This window comes from Oxalicibacterium flavum (assembly GCF_014635065.1).
GTDB classification, from domain to species: domain Bacteria; phylum Pseudomonadota; class Gammaproteobacteria; order Burkholderiales; family Burkholderiaceae_D; genus Oxalicibacterium; species Oxalicibacterium flavum.
Map to the genome: position 1 here is coordinate 472,762 of NZ_BMCG01000001.1, position 22,341 is coordinate 495,102.

Consider the following 22,341-nt stretch of genomic DNA (forward strand, 5'->3'; position numbering starts at 1 on the left):
CTGCGAAGCGTTGTGTTCGTCAGCAGCAGAGAAACGAGATTATGCGGTAGGTTTCGGTTCTCGTCAACATCTTTTTTAAAAGATTCGCTTCAATTTCTTTTTCGAAGCACCGTCAACAAAATACTCAAACCACCAGTCAAAAAAACCAGCCCTCCTCTCGGAAAACCGCCTCTTTCAACCCCCGTCTCGCAACGGGAGGCGAACTATATCAAACACCTTTGAAACTTGGCAAGCGCTTTTCGAGAAAAGCCTGCATTCCTTCCTTTTGGTCTTCGGTGGCGAAGGTGCCGTGAAACAGACGGCGCTCGAACAGCAGGCCTTCGCCGAGTGTCGTTTCGTAGGCGCGGTTGACGGATTCCTTGATCATCATGACGGTCGGCAGCGACATGGCGGCAATCACTTCGGCTGCGGCGAACGCTTCGTCCAGCAACCTGTCGGCCGGCACGATGCGCGAGACCAGGCCGGCGCGCTCCGCTTCTTCGGCGTCCATCATGCGCGCGGTCAGACACATGTCCATGGCCTTGGACTTGGAGATCGCGCGTGGCAGGCGCTGGGTGCCGCCGGCACCGGGAATGATGCCGAGCTTGATTTCGGGCTGACCGAACCTGGCGGTATCGGCGGCAATGATGAAGTCGCACATCATCGCAAGCTCGCAGCCGCCACCCAGGGCGTAGCCGGCGACGGCAGCGATCACCGGCTTGCGCACGCGTCGGATCTGCTCCCAGTTGCGCGTGATGAAATCGCTCTTGTATACGTCGGCGTAATTGAGTCCTGCCATTTCGGTGATGTCGGCACCGGCGGCAAAGGCTTTCTCGCTGCCGGTCAGGACGATGCAACCGACGTCGTCGCTGCCGTCGAACGCCAGCAGGGCGTGCCCCAGCTCTTCCATCTGCCGGTCGTTCAGCGCATTCAGGGCAGCCGGACGGTTCAGCGTCACCAGGCCGACCCGGCCGCGCGTCTCTACCAATATATGTTCGTATTGCATGCTCATCTCCCGAGAAGGAATCCTTATTTGGGCAGCAGCACCCACATGCTGCCGCGCTGTTTCATGCGGCCAGCGATCTCGCCGGCCTGCGCACCAAAGCCCCAGAAGAAATCGGCACGCACCGGATTCTTGATGGCACTGCCGGTGTCTTGCGCCATCACGAGGCGCTGCAGCAGTGTCTTGCTGCCGGGTTGGGTGGTGGCAAGGAAGACCGGCGCACCCAGCGGAATGTAGGCAGGATCGACGGCAATCGAACGCTGCGGCGTCAACGGCAGGCCCATCGCACCTTTCGGGCCGACGTTCGGATCGCTGATTGCTTCCTCGCGGAAGAAAATGTAGCGGGGATTGGCGTTCAGCAGTTCTTCCTGGCGCGACGGATTGGCGGCGACCCAGGCCTTGATGCCCTGCATGGAAGCCTGATCCATGGTCAGCTCGCCCTTGTCGATCAGATAGCGGCCAATGGATTTGTAAGGCTGGCCGTTCTGGTCGGCATAGGCGATGCGGATGACTTCGCCATGAGGCAGTTGCACGCGGCCGGAGCCTTGCACCTGCAGGAAGAAAGCCTCGATCGCATCATCCACCCAGACGATCTCCTTGCCGGCCAGCGCATTGGTGCGCATGAGCTCGGCACGCCCCGGATAGGCGACGACCTTCTTGCCTGCCAGCTTGCCACGCAGGTTCTGGCCCTTCAGATCCGGATAGATGGAGGTGAAGTCGATGGTCAGCAGGTCGTCGGGCGCGCGATGCAAAGGCGTCTGATAGACGCCGCCGCGCTTGCGCGCACCGCGCAGCAAGGGCTCGTAATAGCCGGTCACGGTGCCGGTCTGGGTGCCGTCGGTATTGTTGACCTGGTAGGGCGTGAAATTGGTTTCGAAGAAATTGCGGACTGCCGTATCGTCGCTGCCGTCGATGCGCTTGGCCGCATCGCAGGGCTTGCGCCAGTCGGGACGACGCGTCAGGATCGAGCACGACGACAGGAAGGCACTCCATGCCTCGCTGTGCCTGTCGGCCGACCATCCGGGCAGTTTGGCGAAACTCGATGGGCGCAATGCGGAACTGATGACGGTGCGCGGGCGGTCGATGGGCGGCGTGACGTCGTCCGGCTTGTCGGTGTCGGGCAGGGCCGGATGGCCGGGCGTGGTTTCGGGTTCGACCGGGGCCGGCTGGCGCGGCGTGGTGGTACAGGCGGCAAGCGCCAGCAGAAGCGATGCAAGTAAACTACGACGAAGAATCATGGACATAAGGAGAATGCAATGTGGCTGTTGTTTGTTGAAGCAGGCATCGCGCTGTTTCTGCTGGTGTTCATCGTCTGGTGGACCATGTTCGCCGGCCGGAAACCGCCGCGACCGCCTGCACGAAAACCTTTGCCGCCGGCAAAGGAGGAAGGCGAGCGACAGGATTAATGCAGCGTGCGCGGCAGCGACAGCACAAATTCGGGAATGACGGCTTCAAAGCGGTGCCCGTCCTCGGACACGCAGAAATACTCGCCGCGCATCGAACCCTGCGGCGTCGCCAGCGAGGTGCCGCTCGTGTATTCGAACTGTTCGCCCGGCCGCAGCAGCGGCTGGTTGCCGACCACGCCGAGTCCGCGCACCTCTTCGGTGTGGTTGTTGGCGTCGGTGATGATCCAGTGGCGCGAGATCAGCTGCGCCGGCACGCTGCCGGTATTGCGAATGGTGATCGCATAGGCGAACACGTAATGCGACCGCGCCGGATCGGATTGCTCTTCCAGATACTGCGTTTGCACCGTGACCGTGAATTGGTAGGAAGCCATCTCTTTCCTTGAAACCTTCGCAGCCCGGTGATCGAACGGCAAAAGCAGATTGAACATTGAAGAAGCGTACCGATTTGGCAACGGCCTATTGCACACGAAATCGGCAGGCGGCGCAAGCAGGCGCGCAGGACGGCAAGGTAGAATAGCGGCTTCCCGTTCCCCGATCATCATCATGACCTACCGCATCGCTCCCAGCATCCTGTCCGCCGACTTCGCCCGCCTGGGCGAGGAAGTGCGCAATGTCGTCGCCGCCGGCGCCGACATCATCCACTTCGACGTGATGGACAACCATTACGTTCCGAACCTGACGGTCGGCCCGCTGGTCTGCGAAGCGATCCGCCCGCACGTGCAGGTGCCGATCGACGTGCACCTGATGGTCAAGCCGGTTGACCGCATCATCCCCGACTTCGCCAAGGCCGGCGCCAACATCATCACCTTCCACCCGGAAGCGTCCGAGCACATCGACCGCTCGCTGCAACTGATCCGCGACAACGGCTGCAAGGCCGGTCTCGTGTTCAATCCGGCGACCTCGCTGCATTATCTCGAGCACGTGATGGACAAGCTGGACATCGTGCTGCTGATGTCGGTCAACCCGGGGTTCGGCGGCCAGTCGTTCATTCCGCACACGCTGAAGAAAATCGAGATGGTACGCAAGCTGATCGACGAATCGGGCCGCGACATCATGCTCGAGGTGGACGGCGGCATCAAGATCGACAACATCGAAGCCGTCGCGCGCGCCGGCGCCGACACCTTCGTCGCCGGCTCGGCCATCTTCGGCAAGCCGGACTACAAGGCCGTGATCGACGCCATGCGCGGCGAACTGGCAAAGGTCTAGATTCACGATGATCAATCAGCCTGCCGGATTCAGCAAAGAGTTCACCCACATTCGCGGTGTCATCGTCGATCTCGATGGCACCATGCTGCACACCGCGCAGGATCTGCATATCACCATCAACCGGGTACGGCATGACCTCGGCCTGTCGGCACTGACTCTCGAGACCGTGATCAGCTTCGTCGGCAAGGGTGCAGAAAACCTGGTGCGTTCTTCATTGCTTATCGACCAGCCGGAAGAACAGGTCAACGCCCGTTTTCCTGCCGCCATGCAGTTGTTCAACCTGCACTATCAGGAAATCAACGGCGACTACGCCACCGTTTATCCGGGCGTGCACGAAGGCTTGCAGGCCATGCAGGCAAAAGGGTTGCGCCTTGCCTGCGTGACCAACAAGCCGATGGATTTCACCATTCCATTGCTGTACAAGACCGGCCTGCGTGATTATTTCGAGGTGGTTTACGGCGGCGACTCGTTCTCGCGCAAGAAACCGGATCCCATGCAGTTGCTGCAGGTCTGCGCAGATTTTGCGCTGGAGCCGTTTGAAGTCGTCGCCATCGGCGACTCGATCAACGATGCGCAGGCGGCGCGCGCCGCCGGCTGCCGCGTGCTGACCGTGCCGTATGGCTACAACCACGGCCACGCTATACAGGAAGTTGACAGCGATGGTATAGTTTCCTCGCTGCTCGACGCAGCCCATCTTATTTCAACCTGAAACACACATGTCTTCTCCCGACAAAAAACGTTTCGCAACACCCGGCACGCATGAGGCCTGGCTGTGGCGACGCTGGCAATTCTGGCGCTGACCGCCACTTGCCGCCGATCGCGCACGCTTGTGCGAACGGCAACGTTTTTTGCAGTATCCGCTAAAGGATCAAACCGCTCGACTACAATAGCGGTCCGGAGAAAACCATGACTGAAACCGAATTCAACTCGCTGGCCGCGCAAGGCTACAACCGCATTCCGCTGGTCGCACAGGCCTTTGCCGATCTCGAAACCCCGCTGTCGCTGTATCTCAAGCTGGCACAGACGCGCAACGGTGGAAAAAACTCCTTCCTGCTCGAATCCGTGGTCGGCGGCGAACGCTTCGGCCGCTATTCCTTCATCGGCCTGCCCGCCAACACCCTGCTGCGCAGCTTCGGCACGCGCGTCGAGGTGGTGCGCGACGACCAGGTGATCGAAACCTTCGACGGCAATCCGCTCGATTTCATCGCCGACTATCAAGCGCGCTACAAGGTTGCGGTCGCGCCCGACATGCCGCGTTTCTGCGGCGGACTGGCCGGCTACTTCGGCTACGATGCCGTGCGCCACGTCGAGAAACGCCTCGCACACAGCGCGCCGAAGGACGACCTCGGCCTGCCGGAAATCCTGCTGCTGCTGACCGAGGAACTGGCCGTCATCGACAATCTCTCGGGCAAGCTTTATCTCATCATTTACGTCGATCCGGCGCAGCCGCAAGCCTTCGAGCAGGGCCGCAAGCGCCTGCAGGCACTGCGCGCCTCGCTGCACCAGGCGGTCGAAGCGCCGCTGACGCTGGCGTCCAAACGTACCGAAACCATCCGCGAATTCGACAAGGCAGATTACCTGGCCGCCGTCGCGCGCGCCAAGGAATACGTGATGGCCGGCGACCTGATGCAGGTGCAGATCGGCCAGCGCATCAAGAAGCCCTATACCGACGCGCCACTGACGCTGTACCGCGCGCTGCGCTCGCTGAATCCGTCGCCCTATATGTACTTCTACAACTTCGGCGACATGCAGATCGTCGGCTCGTCGCCCGAGATCCTGGTGCGCAACGAGTCGATCGCCGACAGCAGGAAGAAGGTCACGATCCGTCCGCTCGCCGGCACGCGCCCGCGCGGCGACACGCCAGAGAAAGATGCCGCGCTGGCCAAGGAACTGCTGGCCGATCCCAAGGAGATCGCCGAACACGTGATGCTGATCGATCTCGCGCGCAACGACATCGGCCGCATCGCCGAGATCGGCAGCGTGAAGGTCACCGACAAGTTGGTCATCGAAAAGTATTCGCACGTGCAGCACATCGTCTCCAACGTTGAAGGCACGCTGAAGGATGGCCTGACCAATCTCGACGTGCTGAAAGCCACCTTCCCGGCCGGCACGCTGTCCGGCGCGCCGAAAGTGCGCGCGATGGAAATCATCGACGAACTGGAACCGACCAAGCGCGGCATCTATGGCGGCGCCTGCGGCTACCTGTCGTTCGGCGGCGAGATGGACCTCGCGATCGCGATCCGCACCGGCGTCATCAAGGACGGCATGCTTTACGTACAGGCGGCCGCCGGCATCGTCGCCGATTCGGTGCCCGAGATGGAATGGCAGGAAACCGAGAACAAGGCCCGCGCTGTGCTTAGAGCCGCAGAGCAGGTGCAGGACGGCCTGGATGGAGAAATCTGACATGGCAAATATTCCACAAGCGGGCATTGTTGGGGCGAAGGCTAACCTGCGCAAAGCGCAGGTTAAGCGTAGCGGCCGTAGCCACAACTTCCATCGCGCCGTATTGCGCGCAGCGGAACAGGTACAAGACGGACTGGACGGGGAGATCTGACATGCTGCTCATGCTCGACAATTACGACTCCTTCACCTACAACCTCGTGCAGTATTTCGGCGAGCTCGGCGAGGACGTCCATACGGTGCGCAACGACGAGATCACGCTGGAAGAAATCGAAGCACTGAAGCCGGAACGCATCTGCATTTCGCCCGGCCCGTGTTCGCCGGCCGAAGCCGGCGTCTCGATCCCGGTGCTGCAGCACTTCGCCGGCAAGCTACCCATCCTCGGCGTGTGCCTCGGCCACCAGGCCATCGGCGCGGCGTTCGGCGGCAAGGTGGTGCGCGCGCAGCAGGTCATGCACGGCAAGACTTCGCCGATCGAACACACGGGCGTCGGCGTCTTCAAGGACCTGCCGAGCCCCTATACGGTGATTCGCTATCACTCGCTGGCGATCGAGCGCGCCTCGCTGCCCGACTGCCTGGAAGTGACGGCATGGACCGCCGACGGCGAGATCATGGGGGTGCGCCACAAGCAGTTCGACATCGAAGGCGTGCAATTCCATCCGGAATCCATCCTGTCCGAACACGGCCACGCGCTGCTGAAGAACTTTCTTGTCCGCTGATCCATAGAGAAAGAATCGCCATGCCCATTACCGAACAGGAAGCCCTGCTGCGCTGCATCGAACACCGCGAGATCTTCCACGACGAGATGCTGCATCTGTTCCGCAAGATCATGAGCGGCGAGATGTCGCCCGTCATGATCGCGGCGCTGACCATGGGCCTGCGCGTGAAGAAGGAAACCATCGGCGAGATCGCGGCGGCAGCGCAGGTCATGCGCGAATTCTCGACCAAGGTGCCGCTGGACGATACCGCCGGCCTGCTCGACATCGTCGGCACCGGCGGCGATGGCGCGCACACTTTCAACATTTCGACCGCCTCGATGTTCGTCGCGGCAGCGGCCGGCGCGCGTGTCGCCAAGCATGGCGGACGCAGCGTGTCGTCGTCGTCGGGCAGCGCCGACGTGCTCGAATCGCTGGGCGCCAACATCGATCTGAAGCCTGAATTGGTGGCCGAAGCGATCCGCCAGACCGGCATCGGCTTCATGTTCGCGCCCAATCACCATGCCGCGATGAAGCATGCGGCGCCGGTCCGCCGCGAACTCGGCGTGCGCACCATCTTCAATATCCTCGGCCCGCTGACCAATCCGGCCGGCGCGCCCAACATCCTGATGGGCGTGTTCCATCCGGACTTGGTCGGCATCCAGGTGCGCGTGCTGCAGCGCCTCGGCGCGCAGCACGCGGTCGTGGTCTGGGGCCGCGACAACATGGACGAGGTCTCGCTGGGCGCGGCCACCATGGTCGGCGAACTGGTTGACGGCAACATCCGCGAATACGAAATCCATCCCGAAGACTTCGGCCTGCAGATGACGTCCAGCCGCAACCTCAAGGTCGCGAACTCGGCCGAATCGAAGGCCAGGATCTTCGAGGCGCTCGACAACACCGACGGACCGGCACGCGACATCGTGGTGCTCAATGCCGGCACCGCACTGTATGCGGCCGGCGTCGCAACCTCGATCGCCGATGGCATGACCAAGGCGCGCGCCGTCATCGCGTCCGGCGCCGCGCGCGCCAAGCTCGAGCAGTTCGTGCGTGTGACGCAGGAACTGGGCAAGGCCTGAACCGCCCTTACTGGAAAAAACGCTGGGAAAGAACGATGTCAGACATTCTCAACAAGATCCTCGCCGTCAAGACTGAAGAAATCGCCGCGGCCAAGAAATACCGCAGCCTAGCCAGCCTGCGCGATGAAGTCGAATCCGACCGCGAGGCGCGCGCCGGATTGCGCGGCTTCGAGGCGGCCATGCGCGCCAAGATCGCCGACGGCCGCGCGGCGGTGATCGCAGAAGTGAAGAAGGCTTCGCCGTCCAAGGGCGTGCTGCGCCCGGACTTCCAACCCGCCGAGATCGCACAGAGCTACGCTGCGCATGGTGCGGCCTGCCTGTCGGTGCTGACCGACGTGCAATTCTTCCAGGGCGCGCCCGACTACCTGAAACAGGCGCGCGCCGCCTGTGCGCTGCCGGTGCTGCGCAAGGATTTCATCGTCGATCCGTATCAGATTTATGAAGCGCGTTCGTGGGGTGCCGATTGCATCCTGCTGATCGTCGCCGCGCTCGACCACGGCCTGATGGCCGAACTCGAAGCCTGCGCGCACGAGCTCGGCATGAACGTGCTGGTGGAAGTGCACGATGCCGACGAACTGACCGCCGCGCTGCGCCTGAAGACCGCCCTGCTCGGCATCAACAACCGCAACCTGCGCACCTTCGAGACCACGCTGCAGACCACGCTCGACCTGTTGCCGCGCATTTCGCCGGACAAGCTGGTGGTGACCGAATCGGGCATCCTCGGGCCGGACGATGTGAAGAAGATGCGCGATGCCGACGTGCACGCCTTCCTGGTCGGCGAAGCCTTCATGCGCGCCGCCGATCCGGGTACCGAACTGGCCAGACTGTTCAGCTGAAAAGGGAAGTCACGAAGAACATGCCGCGATGACGGGATTCCGCATCGCGGCATTTTTCATTTGCGGCGGAGCCAGCCCTCGCGCAAGGCCGGCTGTGCTGCCGGTTTCGCATCCAGCGCGAGCGTGACATTGGGGAAGTCCGATACCGCCATGCGCGCATCGAAGGTCAGCAATTCGTCACGGCGGAAAGCGTGGATCACGAAGCGGTCGCCGAGGCGGTAACGCGCCAGCAGCGCGTCGATGTTGCTGCCGTTCACGCGCAGGCCGTCGATGGCGACGATGATGTCGCCAGCCGACAGCCCCGCCTTCTGCGCCGCCGAACCCTCGAAGATGGTGCCGACCTTGCAGTCGTTGCCTTCGCGCACGGTGCGCATGCCGAGCGCGGCGCGGCCGCGGCTGCGTTCGTCCTTCAATGTCACGCCGAAAGGCGCGAGCAGGCGCGCCAGCGGCAGGTCATCGGTGCCGCGTACCCAGCGATCCAGCGTGCGCTTGAGCTTCAGGCCGGTGACGCTGTCGAACAGTGCATCGACTTCGTCCTCGGTGATGCCGCGGCCGCCACGTTCGGTATAGAAGTCGCGGCCGTACTGCTGCCACAGCGCGCGCATGACGTCGTCGAGTGATTTGGCGCCGCCGGTTTCGGCGCGTATCGTCAGGTCCAGCGCCAGCGCCACCAGCGAACCCTTGGTGTAGTAGCTGACGATGGCGTTGGTCGCGTTCTCGTCCTGGCGGTAATACTTGACCCACGCATCGAAGCTCGATTCGGCCACGCTCTGCCTGGTGCGGCCGGCGCCGCGCAGCACGCCGTTGACGGTCTTGGCGATGAGCTTCAGGTAGGCGGTCTCGTCGATCGCGCCGCTGCGTACCAGGATCAGGTCATCGTAATAACTCGTGAAGCCCTCGAACAGCCACAGCAGCGGCGTGTAGTTTTCCTTGCTCAGATCGTAGGGTGCGAAGGCGGCCGGCTTGATGCGCTTGACGTTCCAGGTATGGAAATACTCGTGGCTGCACAGGCCGAGGAAGGTGCGATAGCCTTCGCTCATCTCGCTTTTTCCCTTGACCGGCAGGTCGCCGCGCGAGCAGATCAGCGCGGTCGAGGCACGATGCTCGAGTCCGCCATAGCCCTCGCTGACCACCATCGTCATGAAGACGTAGCGGTCCATCGGCGCGCGCCGCGTGCGCGGCTCGAACAGCGCGATCTGCGCCTCGCAGATCTTCTTCAGGTCGGCCGTGATGCGATCGAGATCGAGGTTCGGCACCTTGCCCGTAAACACCACGTCGTGCTGCACGCCCCAGGCCTTGAAGGAGGCCAATGCGAAGGTGCCCATCTCGACCGGATGGTCGATGAGTTCGTCGTAATTCGCGGCGGCATAGGTGCCGAAGCCGTAGCGGCGCGCCTTCAGGCGCGGCATGGCAGTCGCCACGCGCCATTTGTCGTATTCGGCACCGGCCGGCTTGCGGATGTCGGCCACATGCTCGCTCTCCTCCTGGCCGTGCACGCGCAGGAACACGCTGGTGCCGTTGAAGAATCCATGTAGCTGGTCCAGATGCGCGGTGCGCACCGACAGGTCCCAGGCATAGACTTCGTACTCGAGCGTCAGCGGGCCGTCGCATGGCGCGGCCTGCCAGGTGTGCTTGTCGATCTTCTTCAGTGCGATCTTGCGGCGGCCGCAGGTGGCGGCGATCTGCACGATGTTCTTGGCGAATTCGCGGATCATGTAGCTGCCGGGAATCCAGGCCGGCAGCGAGAACAGCTGGCCTTGCGGATCGGGCGCGGCAACCGTGACGGTGACGCCGAACAGGTGGGCGGCGGGATTCTTGGGAACGATGGTGTAGTGGATGGAAGTCATCGGCACGAATGGTCGGCGGGAGAAGGCACTAGTGTAGCGGCATTGCCCGCCGCATGCAGGTGCGCCGGGCAAACGAAAGGCGCCGGCATCGGCTGATGCACGGCGCCTTGCGAAACGCACGGCTTACTTGATCGACGACAGCTTGGCTTCGAGCGCCTTGGTATCGATCGCGCCGGGGATGCGCGAACCGTCGGCGAAGATGATGGTCGGCGTGCCGGTTACTTTCATGCTGCGGCCCAATTCGATGACCTTCTCATGCGGCGTGGTGCAGTTGGCCGGCGCGGTCGGCGGCAGCTTGCCGTTCAGCATCCAGTCGCTCCATGCCTTGGAACGATCGGGCGCGCACCAGATGTTGCGCGACTTTTCGATCGAATCAGGCGACAGGATGTTATAGAAGAAGGTGTAGACGGTGATGTTGTCCACGTCTTCCAGCGTACGGCGGAAACGCTTGCAGTAGCCGCAGTTCGGATCCTCGAAGACTGCGATCACGCGCTTGCCGTTGCCCTTGACTTCCTTCATCGCCAGTTCGAGCGGCAGGTTGCCAAAGGTGACCTTGTTGATCTCGTCGAGGCGCGCCTTGGTGTAGTCCTGATAGGTGCGCGTATCGACCACGCGGCCAACGAACAGGTACTCGGCCTTGGCATCGGTATAAATGATGTCGCCGTTGACCTGCACTTCGAACAGGCCCGAGTAGGGCGTCTTGGTGACCGATTCGACCTTGGCTTCTTCGCCCAGGCGCGGCGTGATCGCCTTGCGTACCGCTGCCTCCTGCGCGGTTTCGGCCCAGGCGCTCATCGAGACCAGCGTTGCCAGCATGGCAGCTGCCCATGTTGCTGCTTTCATCATGTATCCGTTTCTAAGTGGGGAATTCAAAACGATTTGCCGACCGCATGGCCGATCAATCTCCGTTTTAGGACAGGCAAGCGGTTCACGAGGTTCAATCCGAGGTTGCGGGCGATGCGCACCGGCTCCAGATCGGTGCCGAACAGGCGCGCCAGACCGTCGGTCGTGACCTGCATCAGCAGGATGTCTTCCTTGCGCGCCCGCGCATAGCGCGACAGCACGCGTGCGTCGCCGCAGTCGCGATGCTCGCCGCGCGCGGCGACGATGCGCACCAGCGCCTCGACGTCGGCAAACCCGAGATTCATGCCATGCCCCGCGAGCGGATGCACGACGTGCGCGGCATCGCCGATCAATGCGGTGCGCGGTGCCGTGATCGCATGCGGGCGGATCAGCGAGAGCGGGAACGACTTTGCGACTTCCGGCTGCAGCGGCGTGAGCCGGCCCAGCGGTTCGGCCGCATAGGCAGCCAGGCGCTGCGCCAGATCGGGCAACGGCTCCTTCATCAACTGCTCGGCCAGCGCATCCGGCGCCGACCACACGAGCGAAACGCGATCATCGGGCAAGGGCAGCAGCGCGACGATGCCCTCCTGTGCCGAAAACCATTGATGCGCAACGCCGCGATGCGGTTTCTCGCAATGGAAATTGGTGACGATCGCGCGCTGGCCGTAGGAACGGTAATCGACGCCGATGTCCGATTGCGCGCGCACCCACGACTGTGCGCCGTCGGCGCCGACCAGCAGTTCGGCCGCAATGACGTCGCCATTGTCGAGCGTCACGCGCGCCGCCGCATCGCCGACCGCGATCGACACCGCGCGCCCCTGCACGAAGCGGATGTTGGATGCAAAGCGCAGCGCCGCATCCAGCGCCTGATTGAGATTGCGGTCCTCGACGATCCATGCCAGCGCACCGACGCGCGCACCGTAGGAATCGAAGGACAGCGCGCCGGCCTGCGCGCCATCGCCGCGCACGTCCATCGCATCGACCGGCGCCACGCGCGTTGCATCCAGCGCATCCCACACCTTGAGCGAGGACAGCAGGCCGTGCGCGGTATGGTTGACCGCATAGACGCGCACGTCCCAGTCGCCCTGCTGCACTGGTGCTTCGCGCTGCGGCCGCAGCAGCGTCACGCTCAATCCCGCCTGCGCAAAGCCGAGCGCCGCCACCTTGCCGATAGCGCCGTCGCCGACGATGCAGATGTCGCTTTGTATTTGCATGAGCTGTTCCCGGGGAGTTGAACAATGAGCGAACAATGAATGTTGCCACATTATAGCGGCTGCCTTCCCTGTCATTTGCATTCAATGCTTGCATATCCCGTCAGGTTTGCTATACTTGCCCGCCTTGGCCTGGTAGCTCAGTCGGTAGAGCAGAGGATTGAAAATCCTTGTGTCGGTGGTTCGATTCCGCCCCGGGCCACCAAGAACATCAAACGCCCGCCTGCATCATGCAGCGGGCGTTTTTGTTTTGGTCGTTCGCGGCATGAACTATCGCGCACCCAAAAAAAATCCGCCGACAGGCGGCTGTGGCAGCCGATGCAGGCGGACGATGGATGATGGCGGGCGCGATCTTGGCGATCACCCCGCCGCGACTTACCCGATAGCGGGCAGGAGCGGAATGCCCCAGTCGAACACGGCATTGAGAAACGCCACGAACAGCAGCGTGCCGAGCAGAACGCCGGTGCTGAACATCGCGATGGCTTTCAAATCTTCCTTGTCGCGAATATCAAGCCCATGGGACATATGCGGCAGATGCCAGGAATCAAAAATATGCGTATTCATGATTTACCTCCTGTTGGTCTGACTGCATGGGTACTGCGATTTCAGTATAGAAAAGCTTTGACGATAATCAACCAAATTTTCACAATTTCTTAACATTCAAAAAAACAGGTGCGGCGCTCGATGTCTGTAGGAAAAGACATCAAAATGACCGCAACAGATGTGAAAACTGTGACATTTTCCCCTTAATTTTGTGAAATATTGTCACATCGACCGGAAATGGCATGTACATAAAAATAGTTTTGTTAAATTAGGTACCAGATTCAATCCACAACTTGCCCCGCGCCATTTCGGCGCCATTCAACATTATGCGAATTGCCGTACTCGACGATGACCGCAGCCAGACGGATCTGGTGTGCCAGGTGCTCGGCGCTGCCGGTCATGCGTGCCATCCTTTCCAGCGCGGCCGCGACATGCTCAATCAACTGCGTCGTGAAAGTTTCGACATGCTCATCATCGACTGGCAGGTGCCTGACCTGAGCGGCGCCGATGTGCTGGCCTGGGCGCGCGAGAAGCTGGCGCCCAATCTTCCGGTACTGTTCATGACCAGCCGTTCCGGCGAAGATGACATCGTTGCCGGCCTCGCCGCCGGCGCCGACGATTACATGATCAAGCCGATCCGTCGCGGCGAATTGCTGGCGCGCGTGCAGGCCTTGCTGCGGCGCGCCTATCCGAGCCAGAATCCGGTCGAGCAGATCCAGTTCGGCAATTTCGTGTTCGAAACGCGCACCGGCCGCCTGACCGTATCGGGCACGCCGATCGAAGTCACGCAGAAGGAATTCGATCTCGCCCTGCTGTTCTTCCGCAATCTCGGACGGCCGCTGTCGCGCGCCTACATCCTCGAAGCGGTATGGGCACGCGATGTGGAGATTCCGTCGCGGACCATGGATACCCATGTCTCGCGCGTGAGGAGCAAGTTACAATTGCGGCCTGAGCATGGATTTCGTTTGGCTCCGGTCTATAGCTACGGCTACCGCCTGGAGCAGATAACCGCTTGATTGCGCCCGGGCTGCGCGGAGAGAGAAGCATGCGCATCACCCTTGAAAAATTGCGTTTCTTCACGGTGTTCCTCGTGACCGCCGTCCTGCTGTGGAACCATGCTGCCGCGCAACCGCCCGGCAGCATCGCCGTCACCCCGTCAGGCATCATCTATCACGCCAAGGCCGGCGATACTCTCATTTCCATCGCCAGCACTTACACCACCCGCAGCGCCAACTGGACCATTCTCGGTTCGCTCAATCGCATCGCACGCGACAAGGGCATCCCGATCGGCACCCCGATTATGATCCCGGCCGACCTGCTGCTGGACGAACCGGACGAAGGCAAGGTCATCGCCCGCAACGGCACCATCGTCGCCACCTATCCCGACGGCAGCACCAGCACGCTGAATGTCGGCAGCCGCATCGTCGAAGGCATGGTCCTCAATACCGGCGCCAACAGCTTTTTGACCGTGGCCTTGCCGGACCAGTCGCGCATCTCCATTCCATCCAACAGCCAGGCGCAGGTCGCCCTGTTGCGCAGGACGCTCTATACCGCCAGCCCGCGCGTGGAGATCGCCTTGCAGCAAGGCAGCGTGGTGTCCCGCGTCTCGCCGCTGCAAGCCAACAAGGGCAGCTACAAGGTGCGCACACCGGTATCCGTGGCCGGCGTGCGCGGCACCGAATTCCGCGTGCGGCTGGTCGATGGCGAAGCCGCGACCGAAGTGCTCGATGGTCGCGTGCTGGCAGCCCTGCCGCGCGAGGCCGACGGCAAGCTGCTGGAACGCGCCAAGGGGAATTTCACCGGTCGCACCGCACTGGGCCCGATCACCGACCTGCTGCCGCCACCGCAACTGGCGGGCATGCCATGGCGCTTGCAGGACCGCGCGCACTTTGCGCTGGCGCCGCTGAAGAGCGCCGACAGCTACCACGTGCAACTGGCCAGCGATGCCGACATGCTGAACATGATTGCCGAGGCCAGCGGCCCGGCGCACGACATCGTGCTCGACAACATTCAGGAAGGCAGCTACTTTGCGCGCCTGTCCGCCATCGATACCAACGGGCTGGAAGGCATGCCGCGTACCGTGGCCGTCACCATCCGCGATCGACGCGTGCCGCCAACGAGCCAGCCGGCCCAGCCCGCCCCGTTCGTGGCGAGCAGCGATCCCCAAGAACTGGTGCTGCGCTGGCCCGGCTCTCCCGACGGCAAATACAATGTGCAGGTTGCCCGCGACAGCGACTTCAGCTGGCTGACCTACAGCACCAACGTGACCGGCACCGAAGCACGCTTCCCGCGCCCGGCCTTTGGCACGTATTTCGCGCGCGTGCAGCACGTCGAGGCCGACGGCAGCAGCAGCGCCTACTCTTTCGCGCAGACCCTGATCGTGACCGACCAGTGGATCATCAACGACGGCCAGCCGTTGAGGCCGAATCTGTCCTCTTCCCGCAGCGAACGCTGATCGTCCGGCGCGATGGCGAACCGCTGGCTTTCTCCCTTTGCGCGTCTGGCTCTGCGCGAATGGCTGGCGCTGTTCGTCGGCCTGCTCGGCCTGACCATGGTACTGGGGTGGCAGAACGGCCTGGGGCGCCTCGACCAATCGCTTTACGACCTGTTCCTTTCCTCTCACAGCAAACCGGTACGCGATGACATCGTCATCGTCGCCATCGACGACTACAGCATCGCCCAGCTCGGCCGCTGGCCGTGGCCGCGCAAACATCATGCGCAGGTAATCGAACGGGTGGGCGATGCCGCGCCGCGCGCGATCGGTCTCGACGTCATTCTGTCCGAGGCCGCGCCCGATGCGGATGGCCGGCAAGGCGACGAAAGGATGCGTGCAGCACTGCAGCGTACGCCGAGCGTGCTGCCCGTGGTCATGACCAGCGCGGGCATGGGCGTGACGGCCGGCCTGCCGATCGCCGAACTGGCGCAGGCGGCGCGTGCGCTTGGCCATATCGATCTCGCGCATGACAGTGACGGCGTGGTGCGCAGCGTCTTTCTGCATGAGGGCCAACAGGACCGGCGCTGGCCGCAGTTCGCACTGGCTCTGCGCACGGTCGGAACCGCAGGTACCGGCGACATGCCGCGCAGCGCCGCAAGGACGATCGATGCCGACGACGACTGGGTACGCACCGACCGCATGTTCATTCCGTTCGATCGCGGTGTCGGCCGCTTTCCGACCATTCCCTATGTCTCGGTCCTGCGCGGCGAAGTAGCGGACAGCTTCTTCCATGGCAAGTACGTGCTGATCGGCGCCACCGCGCTCGGCATGGCCGACGCGTATCCGACGCCGGTATCCGGATCGGCGGGAGCCATGCCCGGCATCGAGATTCATGCCAATGTGCTGTCCAGCCTGCTGGAAGAACATCACATCGGCATCGCGGCGCCATGGCAAACCGCGCTCTTCAACGTCGCGCCGGTCTTCATGGTGCTGCTCGGCTGCCTGCTGCTCTCGCCGCGCCTGTCCTTGCTGGGAACCGGCGGTCTGGTACTGGTCACGCTGCTGGCCAGCTATATCGCCCTGCGCATGGGATTATGGCTGCCGCCATCGGCGGCGGTGCTGGTGCTGCTGCTGTCCTATCCCTTGTGGAGCTGGCGGCGCCTGGAGGCGGCCATCACCTATCTCGGCCAGGAGTTCATCCGCCTCGACAGCGAACCGCATCTGCTGCCGGAGTCGACCGCGCCCGCGTCCCGCGAGGTGGCAGACGTTCTCACGCAGCGCATCTCGGCCATGGAAAAAGCCGCGCACCGCGTGCGAGACCTGCGACAGTTCGTTTCCGACAGCCTGGACAGCCTGCCCGACGCCACGCTGGTAACCACCATCGATGGCCGCATCGTGCTGGCAAATCGCCATGCAGCCGACTACTGCCGCTCGCTTGGCCTGCACCAGACCGCCAGTCTCAGCATTTTCCAGATACTCGACCATTTGCATCATCCCAAACCGCTCAATCAGGGCACGGGCCAATCCTTCAAGTGGTCGGAGCTGTTCGATCTGCGATACGCCGCCGGCTATGCCGATGGCATTTCCACGCAGGATGCGCATGGTCGCGATCTGCTGGTGAAAAGCGCGCCTAGCCACTCGTCGGGCCACCAATTGATGGGCTGGATCGTGAGTCTGATCGACATTTCGACGATTCGCGCCGCCGAACGCAGCCGCGACGAAACCCTGCGCTTCCTGTCGCACGACATGCGCGGTCCGCAGGCTTCCATCCTGGCGCTGCTCGAACTGCAGAACGAGGCGGGCTCGGCCTTGCCGCTGGAAGAACTGTTTGCGCGCATCGAGAAGGCCTCGCGCCGCACCTTGGGCCTGGCCGACAACTTCGTGCAGCTGGCGCGCGCCGAATCGGACGAGTACCGCCTGGAAGAGATCGACTTCCACGATCTGCTGTTCGACGCCGCCGACGAGATCTGGTCGCTGGCCAAGAGCAAGCACATCACGGTGCAGGTGGACAACGCCGAAGACGATTGCGCGGTCAGCGTCGATCGCACGCTGATGACACGCGCCCTGACCAATCTGCTGTCCAATGCCATCAACTACAGTCCCGAACACACCACCATCCGTTGCACCATCCGGCGCCGCGAGACGCTGGTGAGCTGCAGCATTCGCGATCAGGGCTACGGCATCGCGCTCGAGGACCAGGCACGCCTGTTCCAGCGCTTCCAGCATATGGAATCGTCCGATCATGCGCGACATGATGGCGTCGGTCTCGGACTGGTGTTCGTGAAGACCGTCATCGAACGCCATCACGGCGACATCAGTTTTGTCAGCGCGCCAGGCGAAGGAACCACGTTCACGCTCACGCTTGCGTGCTGCACAGTTGCCTGAGAGCCACGCCGCACCGCCTCCTCATAGGGGGCGGCAGGCTATAATAGGAACGTTATTCCACGATGCGTGCCATTCATGCAACTCGTCGCCGTCGGCATCAACCACACCACCGCGCCCGTCTCCCTGCGCGAGAAGGTCGCGTTCCCGGCTGACCAGATCGGTCAGGCGGTCGCTTCGGCACGGTCGTGGTACGGCAATCGCGCTCCCAAGGTCTATAGCGACGAAGCGGCGATCCTCTCAACCTGCAACCGCACCGAACTCTATGCCGCCAGCCATCTGCCGGGCGGCGTCAACGAAGCGATCGACCTGACCGCGCACTTCCTCGCCGACTACCACAAGCTGCCCTATACCGATCTGCGTCCCTATCTGTATGCGCTGCCGCAGGAAAACGCGGTGCGTCATGCCTTCCGCGTCGCTTCCGGACTCGATTCGATGGTGCTCGGCGAACCGCAGATTCTCGGGCAGATGAAGGATGCAGTGCGGCAGGCGGAAGCCGCCGGCGGCCTCGGCACCTATCTGCACCAGATGTTCCAGCGCACCTTCGCGGTGGCCAAGGAAGTACGCAGCACCACCGAGATCGGCGCGCACAGTGTCTCGATGGCCGCCGCCGCGGTGCGGCTGTCGGAACGCATCTTCGATACGCTGGCCGAACAGCATGTGCTGTTCATCGGCGCCGGCGAGATGATCGAACTGTGCGCGACCCACTTCTCCGCGCAGAACGTCAAGTCGCTGACCATCGCCAATCGCACGCTGGAGCGCGGCGAATCGCTCGCGCACCGGCTCAGCGGCACCGCGATCCGTCTGGCCGACCTGCCCGATCAGCTTGCGCGCTACGACATCGTCATTTCCTCGACCGCCTCGTCGCTGCCCATCATCGGACTCGGCATGGTCGAGCGCGCGATCAAGGCGCGCCGCCACAAGCCGATGTTCATGGTCGATCTGGCCGTGCCGCGCGACATCGAAGCCGAAGTCGGCCGCCTGAACGACGTCTTCCTTTACACCGTCGACGATCTCGGCGCCTTCGTGCAGTCGGGCGTCGAACATCGGCAGGCCGCCGTCGCGCAGGCCGAGGCCATCATCGAACACCGCGTGCAATCCTTCATGCACTGGGTCGATGCACGCGCCGTGGTACCGCTGATCCAGGACCTGCAGGAATCCGGCGAAGCCATGCGCACCGCCGAACTCGAACGCGCACGCCGCCTGCTGGCCCGGGGCGAAGACATCGACACCGTGCTCGAAGCGCTCTCCAAGGGACTGACCGCCAAGTTCCTGCACGGTCCGCAGCAGGCGCTCAACAACGCCCAGGGCGACGAACGCGCGCGCCTCGCAGCCCTGCTGCCGCAACTGTTCCGCACCAAGCGCTAGCGACGCTGCACGCCTTCGCCTGCCTTGCAGGCAGTGCCGCGTCCGCCGCGGCTGCCTTACCTCTTCCACATTCAGGACCGATTCCCATGATGAAACCATCGATGCTTGCCAAGCTCGATCAATTGACGGAGCGCCTTGCCGAGCTGGACGCCCTGCTGATGCAGGAAAACGCCACGGCCGACATCAACCACTACCGCAAGATGACGCGCGAGCATGCCGAGCTCGGACCGCTGGTCGCGCTCTATCGCGACTACATGCAGGCGAACACGGATATCGAAGCCGCGCAGGACATGCTGTCCGATCCCGACATGAAGGAATTCGCACAGGAAGAGATCGAAGCCGCGCGCGCCCGCATGGAACAGCTCGAACTCGACCTGCAGAAGATGCTGCTGCCCAAGGACCCCAACGACGAACGCAATATCTTTCTCGAAATCCGCGCCGGCACCGGCGGCGACGAATCGGCGCTGTTCGCCGGCGACCTGCTGCGCATGTACACGCGCTACGCCGAACGCAACCGCTGGCAGGTCGAGATCGTCTCGGCATCGGAATCGGAACTCGGCGGCTATCGCGAGGTGATCGCGCGCATTGTCGGGCATGGCGCTTACTCGCGTCTCAAGTTCGAGTCGGGCGGTCACCGCGTGCAACGCGTGCCGGCCACCGAAACCCAGGGCCGCATCCACACCTCGGCCTGCACCGTGGCCGTGATGCCGGAAGCCGACGAGGTGGAGGATATCGACATCAACCCGGCCGACCTGCGCATCGACACCTTCCGCGCCTCGGGCGCCGGCGGCCAGCACATCAACAAGACCGATTCGGCGGTGCGCATCACGCACATTCCGAGCGGCATCGTGGTCGAATGCCAGGACGACCGCAGTCAGCACAAGAACAAGGCTCAGGCAATGAAGGTGCTGGCCGCACGCATCAAGGACGTGCAGCTGCGCGAACAGCAGTCGCAGGAAGCCGCCACGCGCAAGTCGCTGATCGGCTCGGGCGACCGCAGCGAGCGCATCCGCACCTACAATTTTCCGCAGGGCCGCATGACCGACCACCGCATCAACCTGACGCTGTACAAGCTCGACTTCATCATGGACGGCGACCTCAACGAACTGACCACCGCACTGACGACCGAACATCAGGCAGAATTGCTGGCATCGCTGGCCGACGCCAGTTGAGCCGGCACTGAAACCAAATGCACACCAACCCACTCTACTTCGGCATTCCCTTACGGACCGTCCAATGAAAACAACCAAGTCCCAGTTGATCGCGATCGGCCTGATTGCCATCGCCCTGCTTGCCTTTGCCCTTTATCTGCAGCACATCGAAGGCATGCAGCCATGCCCGCTGTGCGTGATCCAGCGTTACCTGTTCGCCGCCATCGCCGTGCTGAGTCTGGGTGCGGCCGCGCTGCCGCCGACGGGTGAGCGCATCGTCGCCGGCATCGGCGCGCTGACGGCGATCGCCGGCGCCGGCGTGGCGGGCTGGCACATTCACGTCAAGTCCAATCCCGACGTATCGTGCGGCATCGATCCGCTTGAAACTTCCCTGAATACCTTTCCGACCGCCGACTGGCTGCCCTTCCTGTTCAAGGCCGATGGCCTGTGCAGTACCGACTACGCGCCGATACTCGGCCTGTCGATCCCGCAATGGTCGCTGCTGTGGTTCGCCGTGCTCGGCGTGGTCATGATCCGCATTGCGCTCGCACGTCGCTGAAAGCGGACGCATGAATCCGATCGAGGCCGGCCTCACGCTGGAAGAGGTGTTGCGCATGGCCTTGCTGCCGCCGCTGGAAATGCGCCTGTTCCTCGAACGGACGCTGGCACTGACACGCGTGCAGCTCATCACGCAGTCGCACCGTACGCTGACCGAAGCGGAAGCCCATGCGCTGTCTCGGCTCGTCACGCGCCGGCTCGCCGGCGAACCGGTCGCCTACCTGCTCGGCGAACGCGAATTCTTCGGCCTGTCGTTCAAGGTCGATCCCTCGGTATTGATTCCACGCCCGGAGACCGAACTGCTGGTCGAACTGGCACTCGATCGTCTGCCTGCAGCCGGCCGGCTGCTCGACATGGGCACCGGCTCCGGCGCCATCGCAGTGGCCATTGCACACACACGGCCTGACGCCGTGGTCCATGCGCTGGATGTCAGTCCCGCCGCACTGGCAACGGCACGCGGCAATGCGCAACGAAATGGCACGACCGTCCATTTTCTGCAGAGCGACTGGTTTGCGGCGCTGGAAGACGATGCCGTCTTCGATCTCATCGTTTCCAACCCGCCCTACATTGTCGCCGGCGACCGCCATCTGGCAGAAGGCGATCTGCGCTTCGAGCCGGTTAACGCGTTGACCGATCACGGCGATGGCCTGTCGGCGCTACGCATTCTTTGCCAGCAAACACCCGCGCATCTTTCAGCGGGCGGCTGGCTGTTGATGGAACACGGATACGATCAGGCGAGTGCCGTGCGCGCCCTGCTTGCGCAGAGTGGATTCGAAGCAATCGAAAGCTGGCGCGATCTGGCCGGCATCGAGCGCGTCAGCGGCGGCCGCCTCGCGTCGCGTTGAGCAACGCGTCAGCCTGCCAATGCCGTATCCAGCAGGCGATGCAGCGTGTCGAAGTCCGGTTCGCCGACATAGCGCTTGATGACCTGTCCCTGCTTGTCGATCACCAGCGTGGTCGGCGTCAGCTTGATGTCGCCGAAGGCGCGCGCCAGTTCGCCACGGCTGTCGAGCGAGACCGTGAACGGCAGCTTGCGCGTCTCGACGAAGTTGAGCACGTAATTGGGCGGATCGTAGGCCATCGCCACTGCAATCAGCTCCAGCCCCTTGCCCTTGTATTTTTCGTAGGTGTCCACCAGTTCCGGCATCTCCTTGACGCAGGTCGTGCAGGAAGTGGCCCAGAAGTTCAGGATCGTCACCTTGCCGCGCAAATCCTGCGTGGTGATCCGCTGCCCCTGCAGATCGATGAAGGTGACGTCCGGAATCGTCTCCTTCTTCGTCAGCGAAAAATAGCCGACCGCGGCGATGAGCACGATCGCCACCAATGCGAGTATCGTCAGACCGCGACGACGGGAAGAGACGGCAGAAGTTTCTTGCATGATGGACAGTCACCGCAACAGT

At 62.8% G+C, this 22,341-nt stretch carries 23 protein-coding genes and 1 tRNA gene; 16 read left to right on the forward strand and 8 right to left on the reverse strand.

Going from position 1 to position 22,341, the window contains the following annotated elements; genetic code table 11:
- Positions 1 to 208: 208 nt before the first annotated feature.
- Positions 209 to 985, reverse strand: a complete 777-nt coding sequence (locus tag IEV38_RS02205; RefSeq protein ID WP_188394520.1) for an enoyl-CoA hydratase — start codon at positions 983 to 985, stop codon at positions 209 to 211.
- Between the two features lie 23 nt (positions 986 to 1,008).
- On the reverse strand, positions 1,009 to 2,220 hold the full coding sequence (gene mltA, locus IEV38_RS02210; protein ID WP_371869830.1) for a murein transglycosylase A: 1,212 nt from the start codon (positions 2,218 to 2,220) through the stop codon (positions 1,009 to 1,011).
- A gap of 18 nt (positions 2,221 to 2,238) precedes the next feature.
- Between mltA and IEV38_RS02215 the strand changes: the two genes are divergently transcribed.
- Positions 2,239 to 2,388 carry a hypothetical protein gene (locus tag IEV38_RS02215; RefSeq protein WP_188394522.1) on the forward strand — a complete coding sequence of 50 codons (150 nt, stop codon included), beginning with the start codon at positions 2,239 to 2,241 and terminating at the stop codon, positions 2,386 to 2,388.
- Here the strand turns inward: IEV38_RS02215 and apaG are convergent.
- Complete coding sequence (apaG, locus tag IEV38_RS02220) at positions 2,385 to 2,759, reverse strand: Co2+/Mg2+ efflux facilitator ApaG/CorD (RefSeq protein WP_188394523.1); 375 nt, start codon at positions 2,757 to 2,759, stop codon at positions 2,385 to 2,387. The genes IEV38_RS02215 and apaG overlap by 4 nt on opposite strands.
- Before the next feature lie 169 nt (positions 2,760 to 2,928).
- Between apaG and rpe the strand changes: the two genes are divergently transcribed.
- The 7 genes from rpe to trpC all read left to right on the forward strand — a co-directional run bounded on the left by rpe (position 2,929) and on the right by trpC (position 8,604).
- Positions 2,929 to 3,594 carry a ribulose-phosphate 3-epimerase gene (gene rpe, locus IEV38_RS02225; protein ID WP_188394791.1) on the forward strand — a complete coding sequence of 222 codons (666 nt, stop codon included), beginning with the start codon at positions 2,929 to 2,931 and terminating at the stop codon, positions 3,592 to 3,594.
- Between the two features lie 7 nt (positions 3,595 to 3,601).
- On the forward strand, positions 3,602 to 4,303 hold the full coding sequence (locus tag IEV38_RS02230) for a phosphoglycolate phosphatase (protein WP_188394524.1): 702 nt from the start codon (positions 3,602 to 3,604) through the stop codon (positions 4,301 to 4,303).
- Between the two features lie 197 nt (positions 4,304 to 4,500).
- On the forward strand, positions 4,501 to 5,997 hold the full coding sequence (gene trpE, locus IEV38_RS02235; RefSeq protein WP_188394525.1) for an anthranilate synthase component I: 1,497 nt from the start codon (positions 4,501 to 4,503) through the stop codon (positions 5,995 to 5,997).
- 1 nt (position 5,998) lies between these two features.
- The gene (locus IEV38_RS02240; RefSeq protein WP_188394526.1) at positions 5,999 to 6,148 is read left to right on the forward strand and encodes a hypothetical protein; all 150 of its coding nucleotides are present in this window, start codon (positions 5,999 to 6,001) and stop codon (positions 6,146 to 6,148) included.
- Between the two features lies 1 nt (position 6,149).
- Positions 6,150 to 6,713, forward strand: coding sequence for an aminodeoxychorismate/anthranilate synthase component II (locus tag IEV38_RS02245; protein ID WP_188394527.1), 564 nt, complete (start codon positions 6,150 to 6,152; stop codon positions 6,711 to 6,713).
- 20 nt (positions 6,714 to 6,733) lie between these two features.
- A complete protein-coding gene (gene trpD, locus IEV38_RS02250) occupies positions 6,734 to 7,768 on the forward strand; it encodes an anthranilate phosphoribosyltransferase (RefSeq protein ID WP_188394528.1) in 1,035 nt (344 codons plus the stop codon).
- A 35-nt stretch (positions 7,769 to 7,803) separates the two neighbouring features.
- Positions 7,804 to 8,604: an indole-3-glycerol phosphate synthase TrpC gene (gene trpC, locus IEV38_RS02255; protein ID WP_188394529.1), complete on the forward strand. Its 801-nt coding sequence runs from the start codon at positions 7,804 to 7,806 to the stop codon at positions 8,602 to 8,604.
- Between the two features lie 56 nt (positions 8,605 to 8,660).
- On the opposite strand, the gene IEV38_RS02260 is transcribed toward trpC, so the two are convergent.
- The 3 genes from IEV38_RS02260 to IEV38_RS02270 all read right to left on the reverse strand — a co-directional run bounded on the left by IEV38_RS02260 (position 8,661) and on the right by IEV38_RS02270 (position 12,508).
- Complete coding sequence (locus IEV38_RS02260) at positions 8,661 to 10,451, reverse strand: M61 family metallopeptidase (RefSeq protein WP_188394530.1); 1,791 nt, start codon at positions 10,449 to 10,451, stop codon at positions 8,661 to 8,663.
- A 123-nt stretch (positions 10,452 to 10,574) separates the two neighbouring features.
- Complete coding sequence (locus tag IEV38_RS02265) at positions 10,575 to 11,297, reverse strand: DsbC family protein (protein ID WP_188394531.1); 723 nt, start codon at positions 11,295 to 11,297, stop codon at positions 10,575 to 10,577.
- A gap of 23 nt (positions 11,298 to 11,320) precedes the next feature.
- Positions 11,321 to 12,508 carry an FAD-dependent monooxygenase gene (locus IEV38_RS02270; RefSeq protein WP_188394532.1) on the reverse strand — a complete coding sequence of 396 codons (1,188 nt, stop codon included), beginning with the start codon at positions 12,506 to 12,508 and terminating at the stop codon, positions 11,321 to 11,323.
- Between the two features lie 126 nt (positions 12,509 to 12,634).
- Here IEV38_RS02270 and IEV38_RS02275 point away from each other — a divergent pair.
- Positions 12,635 to 12,710, forward strand: a tRNA-Phe gene (locus IEV38_RS02275).
- Positions 12,711 to 12,880: 170 nt separating this feature from the next.
- Here the strand turns inward: IEV38_RS02275 and IEV38_RS02280 are convergent.
- A complete protein-coding gene (locus IEV38_RS02280; protein ID WP_188394533.1) occupies positions 12,881 to 13,069 on the reverse strand; it encodes a hypothetical protein in 189 nt (62 codons plus the stop codon).
- Between the two features lie 305 nt (positions 13,070 to 13,374).
- On the opposite strand from IEV38_RS02280, the gene IEV38_RS02285 reads away from it, so the two are divergent.
- The 7 genes from IEV38_RS02285 (at position 13,375) to prmC (ending at position 21,786) form a co-directional block, all read left to right on the forward strand.
- Positions 13,375 to 14,064, forward strand: coding sequence for a response regulator transcription factor (locus IEV38_RS02285; protein ID WP_188394534.1), 690 nt, complete (start codon positions 13,375 to 13,377; stop codon positions 14,062 to 14,064).
- A gap of 29 nt (positions 14,065 to 14,093) precedes the next feature.
- Positions 14,094 to 15,503: a FecR domain-containing protein gene (locus IEV38_RS02290; RefSeq protein WP_188394535.1), complete on the forward strand. Its 1,410-nt coding sequence runs from the start codon at positions 14,094 to 14,096 to the stop codon at positions 15,501 to 15,503.
- A gap of 12 nt (positions 15,504 to 15,515) precedes the next feature.
- Positions 15,516 to 17,867, forward strand: a complete 2,352-nt coding sequence (locus IEV38_RS02295; RefSeq protein ID WP_188394536.1) for a CHASE2 domain-containing protein — start codon at positions 15,516 to 15,518, stop codon at positions 17,865 to 17,867.
- A gap of 75 nt (positions 17,868 to 17,942) precedes the next feature.
- Positions 17,943 to 19,232, forward strand: coding sequence for a glutamyl-tRNA reductase (gene hemA, locus IEV38_RS02300; RefSeq protein WP_188394537.1), 1,290 nt, complete (start codon positions 17,943 to 17,945; stop codon positions 19,230 to 19,232).
- Positions 19,233 to 19,321: 89 nt separating this feature from the next.
- A complete protein-coding gene (gene prfA / locus IEV38_RS02305; RefSeq protein WP_188394792.1) occupies positions 19,322 to 20,404 on the forward strand; it encodes a peptide chain release factor 1 in 1,083 nt (360 codons plus the stop codon).
- A 64-nt stretch (positions 20,405 to 20,468) separates the two neighbouring features.
- On the forward strand, positions 20,469 to 20,942 hold the full coding sequence (locus tag IEV38_RS02310; protein WP_188394538.1) for a disulfide bond formation protein B: 474 nt from the start codon (positions 20,469 to 20,471) through the stop codon (positions 20,940 to 20,942).
- Between the two features lie 10 nt (positions 20,943 to 20,952).
- Positions 20,953 to 21,786, forward strand: a complete 834-nt coding sequence (gene prmC / locus IEV38_RS02315; protein ID WP_188394539.1) for a peptide chain release factor N(5)-glutamine methyltransferase — start codon at positions 20,953 to 20,955, stop codon at positions 21,784 to 21,786.
- An 8-nt stretch (positions 21,787 to 21,794) separates the two neighbouring features.
- On the opposite strand, the gene IEV38_RS02320 is transcribed toward prmC, so the two are convergent.
- On the reverse strand, positions 21,795 to 22,319 hold the full coding sequence (locus IEV38_RS02320; protein WP_188394540.1) for a TlpA disulfide reductase family protein: 525 nt from the start codon (positions 22,317 to 22,319) through the stop codon (positions 21,795 to 21,797).
- Between the last annotated feature and the right edge of the window lie 22 nt (positions 22,320 to 22,341).